Below are 25,343 nucleotides of genomic sequence, written 5' to 3' on the forward strand. Positions count from 1 at the left end.
CCTCCTCAGTAGATCAGCTCGTCGTCGCTGCCCGAACCGGCCAGCATGATTTCACCTTTTGCGGCCAGATCCTTGGCGACCTGGACCATGGCGACCTGGGCCTGGTCGACGTCCTTCAGACGCACCGGACCCATGCTTTCCATGTCTTCGCGCATGATCTTGGCGGCGCGTTCCGACATGTTGGAGAAGAACATCTCGCGCAGCTTGTCCGAGGCGCCCTTCAGGGCCAGGGCCAACTGTTCCTTGGCGGTGGCGCGCAGCAGGGTCTGGACGCCGCCCGGATCTAGCTTGGACAGGTCTTCGAACACGAACATCAGGGCGCGGATGCGCTCGGCCGCTTCGCGGTTGCGCTCTTCCAGGGCCGCGATGAAGCGGGCCTCGGTCTGGCGGTCGAAGTTGTTGAAGATTTCGGCCATCATCTCGTGGCTGTCGCGCTTGGACGTGCGCGCCAGGTTCGACATGAATTCGGTGCGCAGGGTCTGTTCGATCTTGTCGAGGATTTCGCGCTGCACCGGCTCCATCCGCAGCATGCGGGTGACGCATTCCAGGGCGAAGTCTTCCGGCAGGGAGGCCAGCACGCGGGCGGCGTGGTCGGACTTCACCTTGGACAGCACGACGGCGACGGTCTGGGGGTATTCGTTCTTCAGATAGTTGGCGAGCACCGCCTCGTTCACATTGCCCAGCTTGTCCCACATGGTGCGACCCGCGGGACCGCGGATCTCTTCCATCAGGGCGTCCACCTTTTCAGGCGCCATGAAGGAGTTCAGAAGGCGTTGGGTCTGCTCGTAGGAGCCCATGATCGCGCCGGTCGCGCTCATGCCCGAGACGAACTCGACCAGCAGCTCTTCCACCACGCTGGCGGAGACCGTGCCCAGGCCGGCCATGGCCTGGGAGACTTCCTTGATCTCCTCGTCGTCCAGGGCTTCCCAGATGCGGGTGTGATCCTCGCCAAGCGACAGCAAGACGATGGCGGCCTTTTCCGGACCGGCCAGCTTGCTGACGTCGTTGATGGACGCTTTCATGGCCATCAGGTCGACTCGTGCAGCCAGGTGCGCAGGATGGCGACCGACTCGTCAGGATGCTTGTCGACGAACTCCGACACCCGCTTGATCGACGAAGCCTTCACCTGGCCCTCGATCTTGGCGATGTCGATGCGCTGGTCGATGTCGGCGCCGGGCCCTGCGATGGCGATCGGCTCGCCCGACCGATCGATAACGACCTCCTGGGTCGAACCGTCCGACAGGGTGACCATGCGGGTCACCTGCGGGGCGCCCAGAGCCCCTTGGGCCGGCGCGGGCGACATCATGTTCTTCAAGAACGGGCGGACAGCAAACAGCAGGATCAGGATGGCGACGATGGCCAGCACGCCCAGTTCGGCGATGCGCATGATGTCGTTTTTGTCGAAGGCCGCCAGCAGGCCGGACTTGCCCAGGGCCTGATCTTCGGGCTGCGGGAAGCGGATATTGGTCACCTTCACCTGGTCGCCGCGCTGGCCGTCGAAGCCGATAGCGGTCTTGACCAGCTCTTCCAACTGGGCGCGCTCCTGCTCGGTGCGAGGCGTATAGGCGCCGGGCTTCCCGTCCTTGCCGGCCGGGGCGGTGACGCCGTCGATGGCCACGGCCACAGCGACTTTCTTGAGGGCGCCCGGCTCGGTCACTTCGGTGCGGACCGACTTGGAGATCTCGTAGTTGGTGACGCTCTCGTTGTTGCCCGAGCGCGAGCCCAGTTGCTGGAAGCCGTTGGCGCCGTTTGCGCCGGGAATGTTCTGGGTCGCGGTGACGCCGCCGTTTTCGTCGTTCTTGGTTTCGCTGGTGTTGGCTTCGTTGACGCTTTCCGAGCGGATCACCTGGCCATCGGGATCGAACTTTTCTTCCTGGACGGTGACCCGGTTCAGGTCGAGTTCGGCGGTGACGTTGACCCGCGCCTTGCCCGGCCCAAGGACGCCTTCAAGCATGTCCTTGACGGTCTTGGCGATGCGGGCCTCGGCCTCGGTCTTGCGGTCCTGGGCCAGTTGGCCCGCCAGGCTCTCGTCGGTGGCGGCCGACAGGGTCTTGCCGTGCTGGTCGATGACATTGACCTTTTCCGGCTTCATGCCGGCGACCGAGCCGCCCACCAGGTTCTGGACGGCGCGGACCATCTCGGCTGACGGTTCGCGACCGCCCGTGCCGATGGTGACGGCGGCCGAGGGTTGCTCGGCGTCTTCCTCGAAGATCTGGCGCTTGGGCAGAACCAGGTGAACGCGGACGCTGTTGACGCCCTGCCAGCCCTTGATGGTCCGCTCCAGCTCGCCCTGCAGGGCGCGCTGGCGGTTCAACTGCTGGACGAAGTCGGTCTGGCCAAGAGCGTTGCTGCTGTCGAAGATTTCGTAGCCGATGGAGCCGGAGGTCACGAGGCCCTTGCCGGCGACCAGCAGGCGGGCCGAGGCGACCTTGTCGCGGGCCACCATGATGGTCGAGCCGTCGCCCTTGGTCTCGTACTTCACGCCGGCCTGATCCAGGGCCTGGGTGACTTCCGAAGCTTCCTTCAGGTCGAGGTTGGAATACAGGAGCTCGGTCGGCTCTTTGCCCAGGAACATGATCAGAGCGACAAGGATCGCGACAACGCCAGCGCCGACGCCGATCAGGGCGGCGAGCCGGCCGACGCCGAACCTCTGTATCGCGCTCAGAAACCTATCCACTTAAGGCCCATCCCCCAGAAAGCCCCCCGACGGGGGACAATAGCGTCGGTTGCGGTGAGGCTTCCGACGCTAGGCAGGATTTACCCAGTTCAAGGTAAACGAGGCGTTTATATTTGGGCCGCCAAGACGCTTACGAAAGCGCCAAAACGTCGCGGCCGCGCCCCGGGAAGGGCGCGGCCGCTGAACGTTCCAGAGCGGCCTTTCAACCGCGAACGGTCGAAAACCCATATCTTTCAAGCCCGCTGCTTAGCGGTATTGCTGGAGCCGCGTGGTCCGAAGACCCGCCAGACCATGCTTGTCGATCGATTGCTGCCAATTGAGGAATTCCTCGTTGGTAAGCCTGTATCGATCGCAAGCCTCGTCGAGCGAGAGCAGACCACCGCGAACGGCGGCGACCACTTCGGCTTTACGCCGGATCACCCAACGCTGGGTTTCCGGAGGCGGCAAGTCGGAGAGAGTTAGAGGCGCACCGGTCGGACCGATAACGTACTTCTCACCCCGGCTGTTCGTGCGCTGCTGCTGCAACATGGCTTTACGCCTTTCCCACAACCATCACTGTTGAAGGCCACCATAGGCGCCAGCCAATAACAGCGGCTTAATTCCAATAGTAAAGAAAGGCCTAAACACGCGACTGATCCGTGTAGTCTTTAGTGTGCCGATGTGGAACACCGCTATTAAATCGGGTTAATACCTATAACTATCGCTTAATGCTCAAGAGTTCCTCAAGCATCTGGTCAGCTGTAGTGATGATCTTGGCCGAGGCGGAATAGGCTCGCTGCGTCGTGATCAGGCCCGTGAACTCAGTCGACAGGTCGACGGTCGAGGCTTCGAGGGTCGAAGGCGCGATAACACCGGCGCCGCCCTGCCCTGGAGTCTTTAGGCTGTAGGTGCCGCTCTCGTTGGTCACGCGGTAAGCGTTGCCGTTGACGCCCTTCAGGCCGTTTGCGTTCGAGAAGGTCGCCACGGCCACCTGGGCGATCCGGCGGGTCACGCCGTTGTCGAAGATGGCCGAGACATAGCCCTCGTCATCGACTTCGATATTGGTCAGGTTGCCGAAGGCCGTGCCGTTGGTGTTGACCGACTGGACGACCGACTGGCTGTTGAACTGCGTCAGGCCGCCGGCCGCGTTGGCCAGGTCGATCTGGATGCTCTGGGAGTCGATGCCCAGACCGTCGGCCCAGCGCGGCGGCTCGGGGGTCGGAGGAACGGTCGGCACGAACACATAGGTCGGATCCGACGCGCCGATAGCGATCGAGGTCGGGTTGGTCCCACCAAACAGGTTGCCGACGCTGGACAGCTTGCCATCGGTGGTGAAGGTCACCTTGCCGGAGCTGATCTGGCCGTTGGGGTAGTTGTCGAGATCGCCGGGCTTGGCGCGGATTTCAGCGAACCATTCGTTGGGACCGTTGCCCTTCAGCAGCGACAGGGTGACCGTGCGCTGACCACCCTTGGAGTCCGAGACCGGGATCTGGATCTCGAAGTCCGGCTTGACGCCCGTGAGTGGGTCAAGAGCGTAGTCGGCCATGGAGTTGTTGCCGGCATCGTAGATGTTGCCGGCGATGACTTCGGTATCGTTATTCATGCCGAAGGCAGTGAGCGTCACGGTCGGCGTGGCCGCGCCCGTGCCGCTGGTTTGGACGTTTGGCATGGTGCCGGGCAGGCTGCTGCTGATGAAGGCGCCGGTGGTGGTGTCATAGACGTTCTGTCCGGAGGCGACGAGCACGCCAGCCTTGCGGATTTCGACATCATACGTGCCGTCGGTGCCGGTGGCAGCATAGGCGACGCTGTAGCTGGCGGTCGCCGCGGCGCTGTCAACGACGGTCGGCTTGTTCAGGACGACCTTGGACTGGGGCGAAATCGGCTGTTCCGAGCGCAGGTTGGCGTTGACGGCCGCGCGGGTGGTCTTCTCGGCCGTGCCGCCGACGGTGCCGACATTGATCGAGTCCAGCTGGGTCAGGTCTGACGGGTCGGGCGTGATGTCGCCGGTCACCGGATCGGCCAGCCAGCCCTGCAGATAGAGGCCGGCGTCGTTCTTCAGGTAGCCCAGATTGTCCAGCTGGAACGACCCGGCGCGGGTGAACGAGCGGGTGTCGGTGGCGGTCAGGCCTTCCGGCTTTTCGGTGCCGACGAAGAAGCCCGCGCCAGAAATCGACAGGTCGAGGTTCGACGTCGATGACTGGGTAAGACCCTGCTGCGTTATGAACTGGTGGGTCAGGGCTTTGACGCCGCCCGCGCTATAGGTCGCGTTCTTGCTCTGCGAGGTGACTAGCGTCGAGAAGTTGGCGGTCGAGCGCTTGTAGCCAACCGTGTTGACGTTGGCGATGTTGTCCGAGATCGCGGCCAGGGCGGAGGAGTTGGCGATCAGGCCCGAGACGCCCGAAAGCATGGCGCTGTTGATGCTCATGACGGAATTCCTGCGTTGAATGTCAAATGACTGTAGGGTTCAGCGCGGTTTGCGTTTGGGCTCGCCGGAAAATCATTTCCGAAGGAGAGCCGCGTCGGCGTCATTCTGACGCCCGGTTCATCGGGTGGTGACGGGTTAGGCTGCGGCCGCCGTCGTGGGAGTGGTGGTCGTGCTGGCCGTCGGAGCCGGAGCCGGAGCCGGAGCCGGAGCGTTGGTGACGCCGATCACGGAGTCGATCGGGTACTTCGTGCCCCCGATGGTCACCATATTCTGGCCGTCCTCATTGGTGATGGCGGTGACGATGCCCTCGACACGGCCTTTGGCCGTCGCGGGGATCTTGCTGCCTTCGCTGTCGAGGGCGGTGATCCTCAACGTATAGGCGCCGCCGGCGGGCTGGACGTTTCCGTCCTCGCTCTTGCCGTTCCACTCGATGGTGTGGTCGCCTTTGGCCATGTCCTGGGGCAGGATCGTCTTGATGGTCTTGCCGAACTTGTCGAGGACCTCGATCTTTACGCTCATGGCGGCGCGGCTCTGTTCGTAGGACCAGCTGGCCTCGCCGTTCTTGAGAACAGCCTTGTCGGTTTCGACCGTGGCCAGCTTGTCCATCATGTTGACGGCTTCGGTCATGCCGCCGTCGTTCATGCCGACCAGGGCGGCCAGCAGGTCGTTGGTGACCAGCTGCTGCTCGACGCCGGTCATCTGGACGATCTGGCCCGTGAAGGCGTTGGAATCCATTGGCGACAACGGATCCTGGTTCTTCATCTGGGTGGTCAGCAGCTTCAGGAACGTCTCCTTGCTGCTGGCCAGGGTGTTGCGCGAGTTGTTGATCTTGTCGAGCGTGGCGTTGGAGCCCGAAACTGCGGCAGTGCTCATGTCGGGGCCTCTAGATTCTGATGTCCAGACCGCTGTCCGGGGCCATTCGCAGGCCGGGCAGCAGGTCTGAAGTGGAAAGGATGGGAGCGTCGTCGTTCTGGGCGGACTGGAAAGCCTTGCCCGACCAGGCCCGGCGGCCGTCTTGGCCGTCGTTGAAATGGAAGAAGGGGTTCTGGCCGTTCTGGCCGCCCTGGCTCGACACGTCGAAGCGCAGGGCGTTGTCGGCGACCGTGAAGCCGGCCTGCGCCAAGGCCTGACGCAGTTCGGCCGACTTGCCGCGCAGTTCGGCCGCCGCCTGGGCGGTGTCAAAGGCCATTGAGGCGGTCAGCGCGCCGTGGCGGCCGATCTCGATGCGGATATCGACCTTGCCCAGCCCGTCCGGCGTCAGGGCGACATCGAAGCGGGTGGTTTGGGCGTCGAGCTTCTTGAGGATCTCGGCCGAAAGCTGGGCCACCGTTTCCGGGGAACCGCGCACCTCGGCCCGCAGCGGCGCCGCGACCTCGGCGGAGGCGGCGGCCGGCGTGGACGTCGCCTGCGAGATCGTCGGCGCTTCCGGCTCCGCGGCGCCATCCGTGGCGGCGACGATCAGAGCCTCGGCGGTAGCTTCGCCCCCACCTTGGCTGGTTTGGCCCTGCTGGCCGGCCTGGCCCTGATCGGCGCCGGCCTGGTCGGCGAGCGAAGCGGTCGGGACGCCTGCGATCTTGACGGCTTCGACCTCGGTCGGAGCGGCGGGCTCGGCGTCGTTGGCGGCGACAGCGGCTGTCGCCACCTTCACGGCGGGCTCGGCCGCGGCCTGGGCGACGACCTGAACGGTCGCGGCGGTCGCGGGAGCGGTTTCAACGACGGGCGCGGCGACGAGCGGCGGCGCTTCGACCTCGGCGGCAACAATGACCGGCTCGGCGGCGATCGGTTGGGCGGTCGAGGGCGTCGCGGCGACCGGAGCGGTCTTGGGCGCGGGCTTGGCGGCGGCGGTCGATGTCGCGGCGATCTGGGCGGCCAGGGCGGCGACATCGACGCCGGCCTCTTCCGCCGTGATCGGCGTTTCCAGCAGCGCGGCTTCGGGAATCTCGACCGTGGCGGCCGGGGCCGGCGCGGCCACCTTCACGTCGGCGACCGGGGCCGCCAGGGCAGGCGCCATGGCGAGGCCGGGCGCCGGGGTGGTGTCGTCAGCGACGGCGGGCGCGATCAGCGACGCGGCGTCCAGAGCAGCGGAGGCCGCGTCCAGTGCGGTCTCGACCGGCGCGGCGACGGCGCCTGCATCGGCCGGCGGCGCGACGACACCGGAAAGGATCGGGGTCGGGGCGGTGAGGTCGACTTCTGGAAGGGCGCCGGCGGCGAAGGTCTCTTCCGTCTGCGGCATCATCGCCGCGACTAGGTTGGCGGCGGCCAATGCGGCGGCGTCGGCTTGGGCGGCGGCGGCGTCGTCGCTGTCCGATGCGGCGTCCTGGGCGGCGTCGGAAGCCAGGGCCGCAGCGGCGTCAGCCTCGCCGGCCTTGGCGGACGCCGTAGCGGTCTTGTCGGCCAGATCGGCCTTGTCTGTGGATCTGTCGGGGGACTTGTCAGCGACCTTGTTGGCCGGCTTGTCGGCGCCCTTGGTCGGGGCGGTTCTGGCGGGCGCCGGCTTGTCGTTTCCCGTTGCAACGGCGAGCAGCGCTTCGAAGCCTTGATCCACGCCTTGACCACCAGCGCCCGACGAGGGGCTGACGGAAGGTGGGGCGGCGGTGGCGGCGATCACGGTCATTCGTGGGCTCGGTCCGTTGAGTGCGGCGGTCCATGACGAACACGCCTTTGTCGGAACTTCCTTCAGCAACCGTCGGGCCAACTCGCGATTACGAGCCTATATCATTGTATTTGTTGATTTTAATGCCTTGTTTACGACTTGAAATCGTCGGTCGGCGGCGCTTTTTGCCGAGTCGAATGGCGTTGTCAGGGGCGTGGCTTGCCGCGTCGCCCGGTCGCGCCCCGACTTGGCGCCCTCCTTGCGCATCACACCTTGCCGAATACCCGGCGCTTGGAATGAAACGCCATGAATTTCAGTGGCTTGGCATATATTGAGGGCACTGATCCCTCCCCCGCCCGGCAGTTTTCGCCGGGCAAGGGCGCGTCGCGTGGTTCGCGGATTGCCGAGCTGACGGGAGCAGTCGCATGTCTCTAAACGCTATCATGAACACGGCGAGTTCGGGGATGATGGCGGCCCAGACGGGCCTGCGCGTCGTCTCGGACAACATCGCCAACGTCAATACCAAGGGCTACGTCCGCAAGACGATCGCGCAGTCGAACCTGATCGCCAACGGCATGGGCGTCGGCGTCAGCATCGACGCCATCAAGCGCGCGACCGACCGCTTCCTGCAATCGGCCAGCCTGAACGCCGTGTCGGACGCGGGCCGCGCCTCGGCCCTGGCCGACGCCATGAACACGGCCCAGAACCTGTTTGGCGATCCCAGCGGCGACAACAGCTATTTTGGCAAGCTGGACGATATCTTCTCGGCCTTCTCGAAGGCCTCGGACGACCCGTCCTCGAGCTTGGCGCGCACCCAGGCCCTGACACGCGTCGACGATTTCCTCGGCGAGTCGAGCCGGATCACCGCGGCGCTCTCCAACTTGGGCAAGGACGCCGACAACCGGATCGTTTCCGACGTCGAACGCGTCAACGAACTGCTCCAGCAGATCAACACGCTCAATACCGACATCACCCGGGCCAAGGTGTCCGGCTCCGATGGCACGGGCTCGGAGAACGTTCAGAGCGGCCTGATCGACGAGCTGTCGACCCTGATGAACATCCAGGTCAGCCAGCGCGCCAACGGCGGCGTCATCGTGCGCTCGACCGAGGGGCTCAGCCTGGCCGGTGACGGCGCAGCCGTAGTCTCGTACCAGAAGTCCAGCACAGCGACCGGCTTCCTGCAGGTCATCCAGGCCAATGGCTCCGACACGCCAGTGGCGCTCAATATCTCCAGCGGCGAGCTCAAAGGCCTGCTGGACCTGCGCAACACCGAACTGCCTAACCTGTCCGACCAGCTGGGCGAGTTCGTCACTCGCTCGTCGGAAGAACTGAACCGCGCTTCCAACGCCGCGTCTTCAGTGCCGGCGCCCGCTGTTCTGACCGGCCGCAATACTGGCCTGGACGAGGCGACGGCAATCGACCGCTTTACCGGCAAGACGACCATCGCCATCACCGACTCGAGCGGCGTCATCCAGCGTCGGGTCGAGGTCGACTTCGACCTGGGCACGATGACGGTCAATGGCGCGGCCGGCCCCAGCTTCACCAACACCGACTTCATCGCCCAGCTGAACTCCGCCCTGGGCGGCCAAGGCACGGCCGCGTTCGGCAACGGCGCCTTGAGTCTCAGCGCCAGCGCCGGCAACGGGGTGGTGGTCGCCGACGATCCAACCACGCCATCCAGCAAGGTCGGCAAGGGTTTCAGCCACTTCTTCGGCCTCAACGACATCGTCCAGACCAAGGGTTTCTCGCCCTACGAAACGGGCCTGACCGCCGCCGATCCCCACGGCTTCACGCCTGGCGACGCCATCACCCTGCGCCTGACCGACACCGAAGGCGGCCGGATCCGGGACGTCAACGTCTCCGTGCCGGCCGGCGCCACGATGCAGGATCTGATGGACTCGCTGAACGCCCGCAACGGCGGCGTGGGTCTTTATGGAACCTTCGCACTGGACGCCAAGGGCGCGATGAACTTCACGTCCTATCCCGGCTCGACGGTGGGCCTTTCGGTGGCCTCGGACAACACCGAGCGCGGTACGGGCGGTCCCTCGATCACCCAGCTGTTCGGCGTCGGCCCTGCCGAGCGCAGCACGCGGGGCGAGCGTTTCGTCGTCAATCCGACTATGAGCCAGACCCCGGCTCGCCTACCCTTCGCCAAGCTGAACCTTTCAGCCGCCCCCGGGGCCATCGCCCTGGCCATCGGCGATGGTCGCGGCGCCCTGGCCCTGGCCAAGGCCGGCGACACCACCGCCGACTTCTCCGCCGTGGGCGGCGCCTCGGCGGCCAAGACCAGCCTGCTGCGCTACGCCGCCGACTTTGGCGGTTCGATCGCCCGCAAGGCGGCCGCCGCCGAAAGCCGCAAGGACGCCGCTGAAGCGGTGTCCATCGAGGTCAACACCCAGCGCCAGGCGCAAGAGGGCGTCAATCTCGACGAAGAACTGATCAACTTGACCACCTACCAGCAGGCGTTCAACGCCTCCGCCCGCCTGATCCAGGCCACCAAGGACATGTTCGACGTCCTGACCAATATCGTCTGAGGCTAAAGCGATGACCCGCGTCTCCACCGGCTCCAACTACAGCATCATGACCAGCAACCTGATGCGCGCCCAGCTGCGCCAGAACGTGCTGGGCGAACAGGTCGCCAGCCAGAAGGTCGCCAACGACCTGAAGGGCTATTCCAAGAACGCCGAGGTGCTGACCGCCATGCGCAGCGCCCAGGCCAAGATCGACGGCCTGATCGACCAGACCAAGCTGGTCTCCAACCGGCTCGACATGCAGGACACGGGTATCGAGCAGGTCGCCGACGGCGTGGTGAACGGGCGCGATGCGATCCAGAACGCCATGGCGGCCGGCGGCGGCGCTACGCTGATGCAGGAGTTGGAAGCGGCGTTCAGCAAGGTCAGCCAGGGCGTGAACACCAAGTCCAACGGTCGCTATGTGTTCGCCGGCGCCCTGACCGACACCGCGCCGACCACGGCCCGCACCCTGGCCGACCTGACCGCTGCGGCAACGACCGCCGACCTCTTCAAGAACGACACCTATATCGCCGCCAACCGCATCGACGAACAGACCACGGTCCAGACCGGGGTGCTGGGCGACGCTCTGGCCACCAAAGCCTTCGACGCATTCAAGCAGGTCCAAGCCTATGTCGAGGCCAATGGCCCGTTCGGCAGCCCCATGACCAGCGGCCAGAACGACTTCCTCCAGTCGATGGTGGTGATCTTCAAGGACGCCCATGCCGACACGATCAACACCCAGGGCAAGAACGGCCTCGTGCAACAGCGTTTCGACAAGGCCCAGGTCGAGCTGAAGGACCAGGCCGACACCCTGACCGGCATGGTCGGCGGCATCGTCGATGTCGACATGGCCGAGGCGGTCACGCAGCTGGAGGCCGCCCAGCTTGCGGTCCAAGCCGCCGCTCAGGTGTTCGCCAGCCTGCAAAGCTCGTCGCTGCTCAACGTCCTGAAATAGGCCAAACCTCGCAATGCGGACCCCGAGGCGCTATATGGCCGCGATGGACGCCGATATTCTGCATCATGCCCCCCCCGGGGCCTTGGCCGACCGCGCGGTCGAGATGGCCCGCGACGCCGTGGGTCTGCCCGCCGGCGCGCGCGTCGTCGTGGCCATGTCCGGCGGCGTGGATTCCACGGTCACTGCGGCCCTGCTGGCCCGCGCCGGCTATGACGTCGTCGGCGTCACCCTGCAGCTCTATGACCACGGCGCGGCGATCGCCAAGAAGGGCGCCTGCTGCGCCGGCCAGGATATCCTGGACGCCCGCATGGCCGCCGAGCGCATCGGCATCCCGCACTATGTCCTGGACTACGAAAGCCGCTTCAAGGAGCAGGTGATCGAGGAGTTCGCCGACGCCTATCTGCGCGGCGAGACGCCGATCCCGTGCGTGCGCTGCAACCAGACGGTCAAGTTCCGCGACCTGCTGGATGTGGCCCGCGACCTGGGCGCCGAGGCGATGGCGACGGGGCACTACGTCCAGCGCAGCCCTCCTTCTTCTCTTGAGGGGTCGGGCAACCGGCCGCAGCTGCGCCGGGCCGGCGATCCGTCTAAGGACCAGAGCTATTTCCTGTTCGCCACCACGCGCGACCAGCTGGACTTCCTGCGCTTCCCGCTGGGCGACATGCCAAAGAGCGAGGTGCGCCGCGTCGCGACCGAGCTGGGCCTGGCCATCGCCGACAAGCCCGACAGCCAGGACATCTGTTTCGTCCCCGAGGGCAAGTACACCACGGTGATCGACCGCATCCGGCCGCACGGCGCTATCCCGGGCGACATCGTGCACATGGACGGCCGGGTGTTGGGAAAGCACGAGGGCGTCACCCGCTACACCATCGGCCAGCGCCGGGGCCTCAACATCGCCGTGGGCGATCCGCTGTTCGTGGTCCGCATCGACGCCGACCAGCGCCAGGTGATCGTCGGCCCTCGCGAGGCGCTGCTTACGGCGTCCTTGGTGCTTAAGGAAGGCAACTGGCTGGGCGGCCAGGACAGCCTGGAAACCGCCGCCGAGGCCGGTCAACCCGTGCTGGCCCGCGTCCGCTCGACCCGCGAACCCGTGCCGGGCCGTCTGGCCATGGTGGACGGCGACCTGCGTGTGGTGTTCGACACCCATGAGGAAGGCGTCGCGCCGGGCCAGGCCTGCGTGCTCTACGACCCGGCAGATCCGGATTGGGTGCTGGGCGGCGGGTTTATCGCAAGCACTGTGCGGGCGGAGTTGGCGCTCTAACCTCGGGCCGGCGCGCTCGAACAGTCCGCCGCTCTTTCGGAAACAGGGCATGTGATGAAGACCGGCCCCTTGGCGGCCGAAGGTGTCGCCCGAGTTGGAACCCCGGTTGACGGGGCGCGGACTGAACTGGCAGATGTTTGAAAACTAACCGGGGATTGTGATGCTGCCTACGCTTTCGCAAAGCGAGATCCTGTCCGCCATCATCCAACCCAATGCGCGTTGGACTGGGCCGACGATCACCTTCAGCATTCCTGGCCCTAACAGTACGTGGGCCGAATATCCGGCCGGAAGCTATCCGTCCTTTGCGGAATACGGGACGCTCAACGCAGTCCAGGGGACCAATTTCCGCCATGCTGTTCAGCTCGTTTCGGACCTGATCGCCAAGCCGATCGTCGAGACGGACGACGCCTCCAACACGGGCGGCATCCGGGTGGCCTTCAGCAAGACCGAACCCTATGGGGGAGTGGCCTATTATCCGCCGTTTACAGATGGAAGCTCGAATGGCGTGTCCGGCGATATCTGGCTGAACGGCAGGTTCAAGGAGTCTTCCTGGGGTCCCGCCGACGGGTACGACTTCGAGACCGTGCTGCACGAACTGGGACATGCCTTGGGCTTGCGGCATGTGAACGATGGCGCCGACGCGATTCCCGAAACCTCCACGGGCCGCCTGTTCACGGTCATGGCCTCGAGCAACCTGGATACATTCGTCGCCCGGTTCGCCGCGGACGCGAACTTTCCCGGCAAGGTCAGCTACGACTCCCAGCGTGTCCTGATCACGCAGCCGATGGTCTACGACGTGCTAGCGCTGCAGATGCTCTACGGCGCCAACCCGAACACGGCGGCGGGCGACAACGCCTACACTTGGAGCGCCGACCAGGCCTACTATCGCACGATCTATGACGCTGGCGGCGTCGACACCATAGACCTGAAAGGTCACACGCGCGGATCCGAGATCGATCTGCGCCCTGGCGCCTACAGCAGCATCGACTACTTCTCCAAGGAGGATCAGCGAGTTTACTGGCTGGAGCGCTTTCCGACCGACCAGGCACAAATCCACAAGTTCTTCGACGACCCAGGACGGGCAGCCTTCTACGAGTGGCGCAACAATGTCGGCATCGCCTACGGCGTAACGATCGAGAACGCTATCGCGGGCGAAGGCCACGACTTCGTCATCGGTAACGCTGCGGCCAACCGACTGCTGGGCAACGGCGGGCAGGACACCCTGTGGGGCGGCGAAGGCGACGACATCATCGAGGGCGCCGCCGACTTCGACCAGATCAACGGCAATCAGGGCGACGACACCGCGCATGGCGGCGAGGGCGACGACTGGGTGGTCGGCGGCAAGGACCAGGACCTTCTGTACGGCGACGCCGGCTTCGACGTCGTCTACGGCAATCTCGGCAATGACACCTGCAACGGAGGAGAAGGTGCGGACTGGGTGCGGGGCGGTCAGGGCGACGACGTGATCGATGGCGGGGCCGGCAACGACTGGATGGCCGGAGATCGCGGCGCCGACACCGTCACCGGCGGCGCGGGCGCCGACAAGTTCTACTTCTTCAGCGGCGCGGGGATCGACCGGGTGACCGACTTCTCCAGCGCCGGGGGTGATCGGGTGCAACTGGACAAGGGCCAGGCCTACGCTCTGAGCTACACTGCCGACGGCGCGGTGATCGACCTGGGCAATGGCGACCAGATGGTCCTGGTCGGCGTGACCTCAGCCTCGATCGGCGATTGGCTGATCTTCAGCTGAGGCGCAGGCGGGTCGCCGTTCGCCCCTACCCCAGCCCCTGAAGCCCATCCTCGTCGAACCAGATGCGAGCCGCGCGCTGGGCGGCGGTCTGTTTGGCGCCGTTGCGGGCGATGGCGATGGCGGCTTCTTCGGCGAGGTAGCCCGCGACACTGGCGGCCGGCATCGGGCGGGCGAAGTGATAGCCCTGCATGACGACCCCGCCCAGCGAGGCCACCTTGTCGAGCTGCTCCTGGGTCTCGACCCCCTCGACGATGCAGTCGATGCGCAGGTTGCGGCACAGCTGCAGCACGGTCTTGACGATGTCCTCGCTGGCCGCGTGGTGCTCGATGTCGGAGATGAAGCTGGCGTCGATCTTCAGCTTGTCCAGCGGCAGCAGGCGCACGTGGCTGAGGCTGGAATGGCCGGTGCCGAAATCGTCCAGGGCGGTGTGCACGCCCAGGGCGTGGAAGGTCATCAGGGCGGCGCGGGCCTGATCGAAGTCGCAGACGATGGCCGTCTCGGTGATCTCGAAATCGATGCGGTGCGGCGCGACCTGGCTTTCCAGCACGATGTCGACGATGCGGCCGACGGTTTCCATCGAGGCGATGTCGCGGGCCGACAGGTTGATCGAGACCCGCATGTCCATGGGCCATGCGCTGACGGCGCGCAGGGTCTTGGCGACCAGTACGCGGGTGATCTCGACGATCTGGCCCGAGCGTTCGGCGGCGTTGATGAACACGCCGGGCGGCACCTCGCCCAGCTCCGGACTGGACCAGCGCGCCAGGGCCTCGAAGGCGACGGTGCGCTTGACCCCGGTGTCGATAATGGGCTGGAAATGGATGTGCATCTCCGCGTCCAGATCGGCGCGGCGCAGGGCCTGCTCGACCCGGCCCAGTTCGCGGATGTCGGCCTCGTGGCGCTCGTCGAACACCACGGCCGAACCCTTCAGGTTCTGCTTGGCATGATAGAGGGCGTAGTCGGCGCGCTCGAACAACTGCTCGCTGGTCTGGCCGCCGGCCGGGAACGGGCAGAAGCCGATTGAGCCGCCGATCTGGGCTGTGACCCCCGGCAGCCGATAGGGCGTGCGCAGCAACCCGCACAGATCGCGACCCAGGGTCTGCAGCGCCGCCGGCGTCAGGGGCGCGTCGATGATCAGGCCAAATTCGTCGCCGCCCAGCCGGGCCGCGAAAATCGGCGGCGAGCCGAAAGCCTGCAGGCGACGGCCCACCTCGGTCAGCAGACGATCGCCCGTGGCGTGGCCGAAGGCGTCGTTGATCGGCTTGAAGCCGTCCAGGTCGATGAGCCCGATCACCAGGGTGCGGTCATGACGCCGGGCGCGGGTGACGTGAGCTTCCAGTTCGGTGAAGAAGCGGCGGCGATTGGGCAGACCGGTCAGGCTGTCCAGATTGGCCAGGCGGTCGTTCTCGTCGGAAAGCTGCTGGGCTTGGGCGGCCTTCTCGATCAGGGCGCCCCGCGACTCCACCAGGTCGGCGAATTCCTTGTAGTGGATCAGCAGGATGACGATCATCACGGCGACGACCACCACCACATTAATCGAGATGGCCTCGAACACCGGATTGCCGGTCAGGCCGAAGAACAGGGTCATGGGGCCGAGCACGCAGACCGTGACGATCAGCGCCGCCGCCCGCAGGTGCATCAGGCAGAAGATGCAGGCGATCACGGTAATGGCCATGTAGAAGGCCACATGGCTCTGCTGGTAGGCGTCGCCATAAGGGTAAAGCGACAGCGACCAGCCGGCAAAGGCGATGGACAGCACGGCCGCCGACGTCACGCTCTCGCCCAGCATCCTGGCCGCGCTCGCGGCGTCCATGCTCTTCCTGCGCAACCGCCGCCAGACCGCCACCCGCCAGCCGCAAGACAGCATCAGCGCCACTGGGCCACCAATGGTCAGGATCGGAGGCGCGGAATGGAAGTGAGTGACGGCCAGCGCGACCGCATTGACCAGGACCACCAAGTACATCATCGGCACTTGGCGCGAGAAAGCCGTCGCCTGGGCGATCAGTAGTTCCGGACGGTCCTTGCGGATCGCGAAAATTCCCGCGACGGTCTTTAATAGCGCCATCTATGCCTGCCCCCGGGCTTCCGCTCACGGTGCGGGGCAAGCACTAAAAATTCGGTAAGCTTGATTTCAACTCAGGGTGCGGCAAATCGACCTGCACGCCTCTAATCTACTCGGCGGCGATCTTCACCGCTTCCAGGGCCTCGCCGACGGTCTGGGAGGTTTCGTGGACCACCCGGCTCAGATCGCGGCGATCGATTACCTCACTGCAGGCCTCGCAGGCCAGGCGGGGATGGAAGTCGCAGCCGCAGGTCTTGTGCACGAAATGCACCGGACCTTTGCCGACGCCATAGACGTGCTGGTCGCCCCACTCGGCCATCGTCAGCAGCACTGGACTGAGATCCAGCCCCTTGGCTGTCAGCACATATTCCTGGCGTGGCGGACGCTCCGAATAGCGTTGAGCCTCCATCACGCCATGCGCGACCAGGGTCTTGAGCCGCGAGGCCAGCACGTTGCGGGCGACGCCCAGGCGCTCCTGCCACTGCTCGAAGCGCTTCACCCCGGCGAAGGCGTCGCGGAGGATCAGCAAGGTCCACGGATCGCCCACGACCTCGAGGGTGGCGGCAATGCTGCAGCGTTCGTTCGTATAGTCGGCGGTGCGGCCCATGACGCAAAGGTGAGGCGTTCCTCCGGGGAAAGCAAGAGAGCGTTGCGTTTCAGGATGAACGGCGTTAGTTTTTAATCACAACTGACTCTCTCGGTTGCGCTTTGGGAGGCGGCAGGTCGGCGCTGCATCGCCGCTGTCGCCTCCCCTTTCCGCAAACCCCTTGCGCGGCGCGGCGGTAGCGGAGCCTATTCCGCCCTGAATTCCTTAAGTCCGGAGCCCCCATGTCCGCTGATCCCGTCGTCATCGTTTCGTTCGCCCGCACTCCGATGGGGGGCTTCCAGGGCGCGCTGGGTGGGGTCAAGGCGACCGAACTGGGCGCGGCGGCGGTGAAGGCCGCCATCGAACGGGCCGGGGTTTCGGGCGATCTGGTCGAGCAGATCATCATGGGCTGCGTGCTGCCCGCCGGCCTTGGCCAGGCCCCTGCGCGCCAGGCGGCGGTGGGCGCGGGCCTGCCGATGTCGGTCGAGGCCACCACGGTCAACAAGATGTGCGGCAGCGGCATGCAGGCGGCGATCATGGCCCATGACGCTCTGGCGGCCGGCAGCGTCGACCTGATCGTGGCCGGCGGCATGGAGAGCATGACCGGCGCGCCCTACCTGATGAGCAAGCACCGCAGCGGGGCCCGCATCGGCCACGATCAGATGTGGGACTCGATGTACCTGGATGGCCTGGAGGACGCCTATACCCCCGGCAAGCTTATGGGCGCCTTTGCCGAGGATTCGGCGGCCACCTATCAGTTCAGCCGCGAGGCCATGGACGACTACGCGACCAAGGGCTTGATGAAAGCCAAGGCCGCCATCCAGAGCGGCGCCTTCGAGGCCGAGATCACCCCAGTGACCGTCACGACCCGCGCCGGGACGCAGGTCGTCTCCCAGGACGAGCAACCGCTGAAGGCCGATCCGGCCAAGATCCCGACCCTTCGCCCAGCCTTCAGCCGCGACGGCGGCATCACGGCGGCCAATTCCAGCTCGATCAGCGACGGCGCCGCCGCCCTGGTGATGACGCGCGAAAGCGTCGCCAGACGCCTGGGCCTGCCCATCGTCGCCCGCGTGGTCAGCCACGCCGCCCACGCCCATGAGCCCGGCCTGTTCACCACCGCCCCGGTGCCGGCCATGAAGAAGGCCCTCAAGAAAGCCGGCTGGGAGGTTTCCGACGTCGATCTCTGGGAGGTCAATGAGGCCTTTGCCGTCGTGGCCATGATCGCCCAGCAGGAACTGGGTTTCTCGCCCGACAGGCTGAACGTCAACGGCGGCGCCTGCGCCCTGGGCCATCCGATCGGCGCGTCTGGCGCGCGCATCCTGTGCACCCTGATCTCGGCCCTGCAGGCCAGCGGCGGCAAGAAGGGCATGGCGTCCTTGTGCATCGGCGGCGGCGAGGCCACGGCGATGGCGGTGGAGCTGGTCTAAAATCCTCCCCCTACCGGGGGAGGTGTCTGCAAAGCCGACGGAGGGGGAAGTGACGGCTAAATCATTGCAGTCTCCCCCCACCGGCCTTCGGCCGCCTCCCCCTTCAGGGGGAGGATTTTAGGGCAACGGCCTGCCCTTTCCCGCGTTGGGACTTTCATGAGCGACACCTTCCGACACAACCCCGAACTCAGCCGCTATGAGCTGGAGGTCGATGGCCTGCTGGCCGTGGCCGACTATCAGCGCAGCGGCCAGCGTCTGGTGATCCCCCATGTCGAGGCCGACCCGGCCCTGCGCGGGACGGGCGCCGCGGGACGGCTTATGCAGCAGATCGCCCAGACGGCGCGGTCCGAGGGTATGCGCATCACCCCCCTATGCTCTTACGCCGCCGCCTGGTTGAAGCGGAATGACCCGGACCTGATCGTCTAGAGCATTTTCCGATAAGTGTGAAACGGTTATCGGATCGAAAAATGCTCTAAACCTCTGATTTAGAGCTCTTTTCGCCCAACCCCGATGAAGCCATCAGGTCGGAAAGGGCTCTAGGGCTTGGGCGCCGCCGCGACCGGCGGTGGACTCTCAAACGATCCGGCCGCGCCCGGAAACACGACAGGGCTCTCCCAGCCGTCCTTGCTCACCGACGAGACACCGAAGAACCAGTCGTCGATCACCACGTCCTTGAGGACGGCCGAGGTCCCGGCCGGCGCCCAGCGGCTATAGCGCCAGGTCGGATCGGTGGTGCCGCGCCACCAGACGCGATGACCCGCCGCACCCGGTGTCGCCACCCAAGAGACCTTGGTGTCGGGGCTGACCGCGCCCTCGATCCTGACGCCCGAAGGCGGGGCGGGCGCCGAGGCCAGTGAGGCCATGGCCACGGTGTTGAGCCGTGTCACCTGGGCCAGATAGGCGAAGTCGACGCCTTCGATGGTGTCGCCATAGACCCGGCCCTTTTCGGTGCGCAGGTCCTGATGCTGGCGGTCGTAGTTCTCGGCGGCCTCGGTCACCCGCACGGCCGGATAGCCGGCTTCCAGCAGCGGCACCTGATCCCCGCCCCGGCCGTAACGGTCGGTGCGATAGACCATCACCACGTCGAAATTGGCCAGATAACGCTCGGCCAGACCGTCCAGATAGCGGCCCAGGTTGCGCGAGGGGCTGTCGACCTCGCCGCCGTTGTATCGCCGGCTATTGGCCTGTTCGGGCGTCTCGACCGCCTTGGTGCCTTCGGAAAACACCCGCACCTGGGTGTTATTCATCACTCCGCTCTGGCCCCGGCTGTTGCCGATGATGTCGTTGTTGAGGTCGGCCTCGACCTTCCAGCCATTGGCCCGCGCGTAGCTTGCCAAGACCTTGCCGCCATAGAGCCCTTGCTCCTCGCCCGACAGGGCCGCGAACACCAGGGTGGCGGCGAACCTATGCTTGGATAGCACCCTGGCCGCCTCGATCACCGCCGCCACGCCCGAGGCGTCGTCATTGGCTCCGGGGGCGTCGCTGGTGAAGTCCATGACGTCACTCACCCGGCTGTCGAGGTGGCCGGCGATGATGATCACCCGGTCTGGATCGGTGGTCCCCTTCTGGATGGCCAAGACGTTCATCACCTCGGTCGGGGTCGGCACGCGGCGGCCAGTGACCACTTCCGACGGCGTTTCCACGGTCAGGCAACCGCCGCAGTCCTTGCTGATCGCCTCGAACTGCGTCTTCACCCAGCGACGGGCGGCCCCGATGCCGCGTGTATTCGACTTGGTGTCCGACAGGGTGTGGCGGGTGCCGAAGCCGACCAACGAGCGGATCGTGCTCTCCAGCGCCTTGGCGTCGACCTCAGCGGCGACGGCCCGCAGAAGGGGCTGGTCGCTGGAGGGCGCAGGGACCTCGGCGGCGAAGGTCGGCGTGGCCAGGAGCAAACTGGCGGCGAGGACGAGAGGCAGGCGCATGGCGACTCCGGGAAACGCAGAGCGCGACGTTGCCGTCCGGAGACGTTCCCCGCAAGCGGTTAGCCGGCGCGGAGCGATCCGCGCCGGCACAAGGGCTTGCTAGGACAGCACCATCACCACAACGCGGCGGTTCTGGGCGCGGTTCTCGCGGGTGTCGTTGGCGACCACCGGGGCTTCCTCGCCATACGAGATGGTGGCCATGCGGTTCAGCGCGATGCCGTGCGTGCTGAGGAACTTGCGCACGGCCTCCGCGCGCTTGGCGCCCAGGCTGTCGTTATAGGCGGGGTCGCCGACATTGTCGGTATGGCCCTGGATCTCGAGATAGACGTTCTTGTTCTCGCCCTTGAGCTTCTCGGAGAACTCGGTCAGCCGCTGCTCGGCTTCCGGCGAGAGATTGGCGGCGTCGACCGGGAACTTCACGGAATCGTCGCTCAGCACCATCGAGTACATGAACTTGCCTTCGGCCAGCTTGCCAGCGGCCGTGGCGCGGTCGAGGGCCTCGCGGGATGTCTTGTCCAGTTCACCGATCTGGGCGCCCTGCTGGCTGACCTGGCTCTGCACGCCGCCGACCTTGGTCTTCACATAGTCCTTGGTGGCGCAGCCGCTGAGGGCCAGGCCGCCTATGACCATCGCGCAGGCCGCAATCTTCCTGAGGGCTGGCATCTTGAGGGATTGCATCATTGTTCGGGGTCTCGTCGTTGATCCGGTGGCGCGTCGAGATGCGCCAGGCGATCAAACCGCCAGCACATTTGGGCCAAAAATGGGCCTCTTCTGGGCCGCTTTGGCGCCAAGCTTCAGCATAGAATTCAAGGACTTCTATACCCCGCGCAAGCGCGGAAGCCGTCGCTTGGTTCCCGGATTTATTTGCGTAAGAGTCCGGGTGCACGGCCTGTTGCGCGCAGTTATTCACAGGCTCCAGCGAGGCCGGACCCGCCCATCGAGGCAGGCCAGACCACTGAGTCCAGTACAGGAGCGCGCTTCACCAGCGCTCGGGTGGCAGCTCAGAATCCTCTTCCGGTGGGGGCGGATCACGGCTTTCGTAGCGATCACGTTCGCGCGCATCTTCCCAACGTCGACGATCACTCGCCTCCCGTTCCCAGGCCGCACGTTCGTCGCGCGCTTCCCGCGCCAGCGCCTCTTCCTCCTGACGCCGGAGCTGAGCCTGCTCGAACCGGTCGCGCCGCCGGGCTTCGCGTTCCCGTCGATCATCAACCAGTTCCGGCGGCGGCGGGATGTCCTCCGCCTCGTCGGCCTGGGCGTCCTGAACGGGTGCGGCGCGAGGCCGGGAAGCCGGCGCAGGCGCGGGCGCGGGGGGTATGCGAACGAAGAGCGCCTCACGGCCCTCGGCCATGGCCTGCGCGACGTCGGACAGGCCGACATCCAGAAGACCGGACGCCGTGATCGCCGCCCTGGGCGGCTCGACAACGCGGATGCTCAGGCCGTCGTCACCGACCTTTTCCAGTGGTGGCTCCGGTCGGACGAGCGCGGGCCAAACGACCAGGGCGGCCGTCAGGACCCCAAGCGCGACGAGGCCGGCGGCGAGGGCAATTCTATTCTTGGGCAGGTCCACTTGGGCGCTCCGGAGAGAGGCCCCTCGATGGGTATGGGAACGGCGTGAAGGAGCGCTGGTTCCGACTACGTCGGCGCGCCGATCGGCGGTCTCTTTCCCCGCGCTATGCGAGGGAAGAAAACACAGTCTGCAGCGGCTTACTGCAGCACGGCCTTGCCCACCGCCAGCGCCCCATCCTGAACGCCGACAGCGATAACCCCGCCGTCCTCCAGCTCTCCGGCCAGCAGCCGCCGCGCGATGGGATCGACCAGTTCCTTCTGGATCACGCGCTTCAGCGGGCGCGCGCCATAGACCGGGTCATAGCCCTTTTCGCCCAGCCACAGCAGGGCCTCGGCGTCGATGGCCAGGGTCATGCGGCGGTCGGCCAGCAGCTTCTCGACGCGTTGCAGCTGGATGCGGACAATGTCGGCCATGTTGGCGCGGCCCAGGCGCTTGAACAGGATGATCTCGTCGATCCGGTTGAGGAACTCAGGCCGGAAGTGGCCTCGCACAACGTTCATCACCTGGGGGCGCACGGCGTCGACGTCTTCCCCGTCTTCCTGATTGGCTAGGAATTCTGACCCCAGGTTGCTGGTCATGATGATCAGCGTGTTGCGGAAGTCGACCGTGCGGCCCTGACCATCGGTCAGGCGACCGTCGTCCAGCACTTGCAGCAGCACGTTGAAGACATCCGGGTGAGCCTTCTCGACCTCGTCGAACAGCACCACCTGATAGGGCCTGCGCCGCACAGCCTCGGTCAGGGCGCCGCCCTCATCGTAGCCGACATAGCCGGGAGGAGCACCGATCAGGCGGCTGACCGAGTGCTTTTCCATGTATTCCGACATGTCCATCCGGGTGATGGCGTGCTCGTCGGCGAACATGAACTCGGCCAGGGCCTTGGTCAGCTCGGTCTTGCCGACGCCCGTAGGACCAAGGAACAGGAAGCTGCCGATCGGGCGCGCCGGGTCCTGCAATCCTGCCCGGGCGCGGCGGACCGCGTCGGAGACGGCTTCCAGGGCCTCGTCCTGGCCGACTACGCGGCCGCGCAGGGCCAGCTCCATCTGGAGCAGCTTTTCACGCTCGCCTTCCAGCATCTTCTCAACCGGCACGCCGGTCCAGCGGCTGACCACGGCGGCGATCTGCTCGGCGTCGACGACCTCGGGGGTCAGCGACTTCTGGGCCGCGCCATCGACGGACTCGGCCGCCGCCAGACGGGCTTCCAGAGCCGGAATCTCCCCGTACTGGATCTGGCCGGCGCGGGCGAAGTCGCCGGCCCGCTGGGCGGTGGCGAGGTCGGCGCGCAGGCGGTCGAGGGCTTCACGCGCTTGCGCGGCGCCGCCGACCTTGTCCTTTTCGGCCTTCCAGCGAGCGGTCATCGCATCGGACTGGCCCTGCAGGTCGTCGATTTCATCTTCAAGTTTTTCCAGGCGCTGGCGCGAGGCCGCGTCGGTTTCCTTGGACAGCGCCTCGCGCTCGATCTTCAGCTGCACCAGGCGGCGGTCGATCTCGTCGAGTTCTTCCGGCTTGGAGTCGATGGCCATGCGCACGCGGCTGGAGGCCTCGTCGATCAGGTCGATGGCCTTGTCGGGCAGGAAGCGGTCGGCGATGTAGCGGTTGCTGAGCGTGGCGGCGGCGACGATGGCGCTGTCCGAGATACGCACCCCGTGGTGAACCTCGTACTTCTCCTTCAGGCCGCGCAAGATCGAGACGGTGTCCTCCACCGTCGGCTCGCTGACGAATACGGGCTGAAACCGGCGAGCCAGGGCGGCGTCCTTTTCCACGTGCTTGCGATACTCGTCCAGCGTGGTCGCGCCCACGCAGTGCAGCTCGCCGCGCGCCAAAGCGGGCTTCAGCAGGTTGGAGGCGTCCATCGCCCCCTCGCCCTTGCCGGCCCCGACCAGCGTGTGCATCTCGTCGATGAACAGGATGATCGAGCCCTCGGCGGCGGTGACCTCGCCCAGGACCGCCTTCAGGCGTTCCTCGAACTCGCCGCGGTATTTCGCGCCCGCGATCAGGCTGCCCATGTCCAGCGAATAGAGCTTCTTGTCCTTCAGGCTTTCGGGCACGTCGCCATTGATGATGCGCAGCGCCAGGCCTTCGACGATGGCGGTCTTGCCGACGCCGGGCTCGCCGATCAGCACGGGGTTGTTCTTGGTGCGGCGGCTCAGCACCTGGATCGTGCGGCGGATTTCCTCGTCGCGGCCGATCACCGGATCCAGCTTGCCGTCGCGGGCGGCGGCGGTCAGGTCGCGGGCGTAGCGTTTCAGAGCCTCATAGCCTTCCTCGGCATTGGCGCTGTCGGCGGTGCGGCCCTTGCGGATGGCGTTGGCGGCGTCTTCCAGAGCCTTGGGCGTGGCGCCGGCCTCCTTCAGCAGTTTGGCGGTGTCGCCGCCTTCCTTGGCGATGGCGATCAGCAGGCGCTCGGTGGTGACGAAGGCGTCGCCGGCCGCCTTGGCGCCCTTCTCGGCCTCGGCGAACACCCGGGCCGTATCGGGCTTCATGTAGAGTTGGCCGCCGGCCCCGTCGACGCGGGCGGTCTTGGCCAGCAGGGCCTCGGTGGCGGCGTCGACCGCGTCGGGTCGGCCGCCGGCGCTGGTGATCAGGGCGCGGCTCAGGCCGTCCTTTTCCTCAAGCAGGACCTTCAGAAGGTGCTCGGGCGCGAACTGCTGGTGCCCCCTCGCGAGGGCCAGGCTTTGACCGGACTGCACGGCGTGCTTGGCGCGGTCGGAATAGAGATCGATATTCATGATGTCCCCTTCTTAGGCGCATCGGGACGCATCGCCTTGATCAAGCACGACGCTTCCACGTCGGGGATGTAGGTGTGGCTCTTTAGCCACACAAGGTGTCACCAGCCCTTGCTGGAAATATAGGCCTCCAGCGCGGCGATGCGCGAGGCGTCCGAAGGGTGGGTCGAAGCGATTTCCGGCTGGCCGGAGGCGCCGCCCTGAACTTGCATCTTCCGCCACAGGGTGACAGCCTCGCGCGGCTTGTAGCCAGCGCGCTGCATGAAATCGACGCCCAGCCGGTCGGCCTCCAGCTCGTGCTTGCGCGAGAACGGCAGCAGGAAGAGATACTTTGTGGCGTCGCCTCCGTAGGAGCCAAGGCTCCTGCCCAGGTCGGTCGAGCCTCCGGCCGCCGCTCCGGCCACGCCCAACAGCAGTTTGGAGGTCATGGTCTGGGAATAGCGCTCGGCGGCGTGCTGGGCGACGACGTGGCCGGCCTCGTGGCCGATCACGGCGGCCAGCTGGTCGTCATTATCGACCATGTCGAGCAGGCCGACCGTCACCCCGACATGACCGCCGGGCAGCACGAAGGCGTTGGGCGCCTCGTCGATCAGCACGGCATAGTCCCACGGCCGGTTGTTGAGCCCGGCGGCGGCCACCACTCGCCCGCCCACCGCCCGCACCCGCGCATTGCGGCGCGGATCGCTGGAGATGTGGCCGGTCAGCAGCGTCTGGGCCCAGGCCTTTTCGCCTTGAGCAGCTAGGCCGGAGTCGTTGACGATCAGCATTTGCTGACGGCCAAGATCGGCGTTGTAGGCGCAGGCCGACAGGCTCAGCGCGGCCAGCAGCAACAGGGGCAGGCGGGGAAGCAGGGCCATGATCTTGTTCGCACCTCGACGGGAGTTCCATAGCTTTATCCCCGCC

General features: G+C 66.1%; 19 protein-coding genes. 6 read left to right on the forward strand and 13 right to left on the reverse strand.

The window, feature by feature from the left end; translation table 11 throughout:
* Positions 1 to 5 precede the first annotated feature (5 nt).
* The 6 genes from fliG to ACP69S_RS05755 all read right to left on the reverse strand — a co-directional run bounded on the left by fliG (position 6) and on the right by ACP69S_RS05755 (position 7,695).
* On the reverse strand, positions 6 to 1,028 hold the full coding sequence (gene fliG, locus ACP69S_RS05730; protein ID WP_425995608.1) for a flagellar motor switch protein FliG: 1,023 nt from the start codon (positions 1,026 to 1,028) through the stop codon (positions 6 to 8).
* Complete coding sequence (gene fliF, locus ACP69S_RS05735; RefSeq protein ID WP_425995609.1) at positions 1,028 to 2,677, reverse strand: flagellar basal-body MS-ring/collar protein FliF; 1,650 nt, start codon at positions 2,675 to 2,677, stop codon at positions 1,028 to 1,030. The genes fliG and fliF overlap by 1 nt, the downstream gene beginning before the upstream one ends.
* 246 nt (positions 2,678 to 2,923) lie before the next feature.
* Entirely contained in the window at positions 2,924 to 3,205 is a 282-nt protein-coding gene (locus ACP69S_RS05740; RefSeq protein ID WP_425995610.1) for a DUF1153 domain-containing protein, read from the reverse strand.
* A gap of 169 nt (positions 3,206 to 3,374) precedes the next feature.
* Positions 3,375 to 5,081 carry a flagellar hook protein FlgE gene (gene flgE, locus ACP69S_RS05745; RefSeq protein WP_425995611.1) on the reverse strand — a complete coding sequence of 569 codons (1,707 nt, stop codon included), beginning with the start codon at positions 5,079 to 5,081 and terminating at the stop codon, positions 3,375 to 3,377.
* Between the two features lie 135 nt (positions 5,082 to 5,216).
* Positions 5,217 to 5,954 (reverse strand): flagellar hook assembly protein FlgD, encoded by a 738-nt coding sequence (locus tag ACP69S_RS05750; RefSeq protein WP_425995612.1) that lies wholly within the window; start codon positions 5,952 to 5,954, stop codon positions 5,217 to 5,219.
* Positions 5,955 to 5,964: 10 nt separating this feature from the next.
* A complete protein-coding gene (locus tag ACP69S_RS05755) occupies positions 5,965 to 7,695 on the reverse strand; it encodes a flagellar hook-length control protein FliK (protein WP_425995613.1) in 1,731 nt (576 codons plus the stop codon).
* Positions 7,696 to 8,099: 404 nt separating this feature from the next.
* On the opposite strand from ACP69S_RS05755, the gene flgK reads away from it, so the two are divergent.
* From flgK to ACP69S_RS05775, 4 genes are all read left to right on the forward strand, one after another.
* On the forward strand, positions 8,100 to 10,208 hold the full coding sequence (gene flgK / locus ACP69S_RS05760; protein WP_425995614.1) for a flagellar hook-associated protein FlgK: 2,109 nt from the start codon (positions 8,100 to 8,102) through the stop codon (positions 10,206 to 10,208).
* Positions 10,209 to 10,218: 10 nt separating this feature from the next.
* Positions 10,219 to 11,142 carry a flagellin gene (locus ACP69S_RS05765; protein WP_425995615.1) on the forward strand — a complete coding sequence of 308 codons (924 nt, stop codon included), beginning with the start codon at positions 10,219 to 10,221 and terminating at the stop codon, positions 11,140 to 11,142.
* A gap of 34 nt (positions 11,143 to 11,176) precedes the next feature.
* Positions 11,177 to 12,403, forward strand: a complete 1,227-nt coding sequence (gene mnmA / locus ACP69S_RS05770) for a tRNA 2-thiouridine(34) synthase MnmA (protein ID WP_425995616.1) — start codon at positions 11,177 to 11,179, stop codon at positions 12,401 to 12,403.
* Between the two features lie 160 nt (positions 12,404 to 12,563).
* Positions 12,564 to 14,153: a M10 family metallopeptidase C-terminal domain-containing protein gene (locus ACP69S_RS05775; protein ID WP_425995617.1), complete on the forward strand. Its 1,590-nt coding sequence runs from the start codon at positions 12,564 to 12,566 to the stop codon at positions 14,151 to 14,153.
* 25 nt (positions 14,154 to 14,178) lie between these two features.
* Here the strand turns inward: ACP69S_RS05775 and ACP69S_RS05780 are convergent, their stop codons facing one another.
* Together ACP69S_RS05780 and ACP69S_RS05785 are read right to left on the reverse strand one after the other, a co-directional pair.
* Positions 14,179 to 16,215 (reverse strand): putative bifunctional diguanylate cyclase/phosphodiesterase, encoded by a 2,037-nt coding sequence (locus ACP69S_RS05780; protein WP_425995618.1) that lies wholly within the window; start codon positions 16,213 to 16,215, stop codon positions 14,179 to 14,181.
* A 106-nt stretch (positions 16,216 to 16,321) separates the two neighbouring features.
* Entirely contained in the window at positions 16,322 to 16,819 is a 498-nt protein-coding gene (locus ACP69S_RS05785; protein WP_425995619.1) for a winged helix-turn-helix transcriptional regulator, read from the reverse strand.
* 221 nt (positions 16,820 to 17,040) lie between these two features.
* On the opposite strand from ACP69S_RS05785, the gene ACP69S_RS05790 reads away from it, so the two are divergent.
* Complete coding sequence (locus tag ACP69S_RS05790) at positions 17,041 to 18,225, forward strand: acetyl-CoA C-acyltransferase (protein ID WP_425995620.1); 1,185 nt, start codon at positions 17,041 to 17,043, stop codon at positions 18,223 to 18,225.
* A gap of 156 nt (positions 18,226 to 18,381) precedes the next feature.
* Positions 18,382 to 18,651, forward strand: a complete 270-nt coding sequence (locus ACP69S_RS05795) for a GNAT family N-acetyltransferase (RefSeq protein ID WP_425995621.1) — start codon at positions 18,382 to 18,384, stop codon at positions 18,649 to 18,651.
* Between the two features lie 110 nt (positions 18,652 to 18,761).
* On the opposite strand, the gene ACP69S_RS05800 is transcribed toward ACP69S_RS05795, so the two are convergent.
* From ACP69S_RS05800 to ACP69S_RS05820, 5 genes are all read right to left on the reverse strand, one after another.
* On the reverse strand, positions 18,762 to 20,147 hold the full coding sequence (locus tag ACP69S_RS05800; protein ID WP_425995622.1) for a M20/M25/M40 family metallo-hydrolase: 1,386 nt from the start codon (positions 20,145 to 20,147) through the stop codon (positions 18,762 to 18,764).
* A 99-nt stretch (positions 20,148 to 20,246) separates the two neighbouring features.
* Positions 20,247 to 20,825 carry an OmpA family protein gene (locus ACP69S_RS05805; protein ID WP_425995744.1) on the reverse strand — a complete coding sequence of 193 codons (579 nt, stop codon included), beginning with the start codon at positions 20,823 to 20,825 and terminating at the stop codon, positions 20,247 to 20,249.
* A gap of 301 nt (positions 20,826 to 21,126) precedes the next feature.
* On the reverse strand, positions 21,127 to 21,717 hold the full coding sequence (locus tag ACP69S_RS05810; protein WP_425995623.1) for a hypothetical protein: 591 nt from the start codon (positions 21,715 to 21,717) through the stop codon (positions 21,127 to 21,129).
* 137 nt (positions 21,718 to 21,854) lie between these two features.
* Positions 21,855 to 24,443 (reverse strand): ATP-dependent chaperone ClpB, encoded by a 2,589-nt coding sequence (gene clpB, locus ACP69S_RS05815; RefSeq protein ID WP_425995624.1) that lies wholly within the window; start codon positions 24,441 to 24,443, stop codon positions 21,855 to 21,857.
* A 98-nt stretch (positions 24,444 to 24,541) separates the two neighbouring features.
* Positions 24,542 to 25,297 (reverse strand): M48 family metallopeptidase, encoded by a 756-nt coding sequence (locus tag ACP69S_RS05820; protein ID WP_425995625.1) that lies wholly within the window; start codon positions 25,295 to 25,297, stop codon positions 24,542 to 24,544.
* Positions 25,298 to 25,343 lie beyond the last annotated feature (46 nt).

The sequence above is a fragment of the Caulobacter sp. DWR1-3-2b1 genome, assembly GCF_049895765.1.
Classification (GTDB): domain Bacteria; phylum Pseudomonadota; class Alphaproteobacteria; order Caulobacterales; family Caulobacteraceae; genus Caulobacter.

Coding starts and splice junctions, on each gene's coding strand:
- fliG (WP_425995608.1), bottom strand. CDS start 1,028: ATGGCCATGAAAGCGTCCATCAACGACGTCAGCAAGCTGGCCGGTCCG.
- ACP69S_RS05740 (WP_425995610.1), bottom strand. CDS start 3,205: ATGTTGCAGCAGCAGCGCACGAACAGCCGGGGTGAGAAGTACGTTATC.
- flgE (WP_425995611.1), bottom strand. CDS start 5,081: ATGAGCATCAACAGCGCCATGCTTTCGGGCGTCTCGGGCCTGATCGCC.
- ACP69S_RS05750 (WP_425995612.1), bottom strand. CDS start 5,954: ATGAGCACTGCCGCAGTTTCGGGCTCCAACGCCACGCTCGACAAGATC.
- ACP69S_RS05755 (WP_425995613.1), bottom strand. CDS start 7,695: ATGACCGTGATCGCCGCCACCGCCGCCCCACCTTCCGTCAGCCCCTCG.
- flgK (WP_425995614.1), top strand. CDS start 8,100: ATGTCTCTAAACGCTATCATGAACACGGCGAGTTCGGGGATGATGGCG.
- ACP69S_RS05765 (WP_425995615.1), top strand. CDS start 10,219: ATGACCCGCGTCTCCACCGGCTCCAACTACAGCATCATGACCAGCAAC.
- mnmA (WP_425995616.1), top strand. CDS start 11,177: ATGGCCGCGATGGACGCCGATATTCTGCATCATGCCCCCCCCGGGGCC.
- ACP69S_RS05775 (WP_425995617.1), top strand. CDS start 12,564: ATGCTGCCTACGCTTTCGCAAAGCGAGATCCTGTCCGCCATCATCCAA.
- ACP69S_RS05780 (WP_425995618.1), bottom strand. CDS start 16,215: ATGGCGCTATTAAAGACCGTCGCGGGAATTTTCGCGATCCGCAAGGAC.
- ACP69S_RS05785 (WP_425995619.1), bottom strand. CDS start 16,819: ATGGGCCGCACCGCCGACTATACGAACGAACGCTGCAGCATTGCCGCC.
- ACP69S_RS05790 (WP_425995620.1), top strand. CDS start 17,041: ATGTCCGCTGATCCCGTCGTCATCGTTTCGTTCGCCCGCACTCCGATG.
- ACP69S_RS05795 (WP_425995621.1), top strand. CDS start 18,382: ATGAGCGACACCTTCCGACACAACCCCGAACTCAGCCGCTATGAGCTG.
- ACP69S_RS05800 (WP_425995622.1), bottom strand. CDS start 20,147: ATGCGCCTGCCTCTCGTCCTCGCCGCCAGTTTGCTCCTGGCCACGCCG.
- ACP69S_RS05805 (WP_425995744.1), bottom strand. CDS start 20,825: ATGCAATCCCTCAAGATGCCAGCCCTCAGGAAGATTGCGGCCTGCGCG.
- clpB (WP_425995624.1), bottom strand. CDS start 24,443: ATGAATATCGATCTCTATTCCGACCGCGCCAAGCACGCCGTGCAGTCC.
- ACP69S_RS05820 (WP_425995625.1), bottom strand. CDS start 25,297: ATGGCCCTGCTTCCCCGCCTGCCCCTGTTGCTGCTGGCCGCGCTGAGC.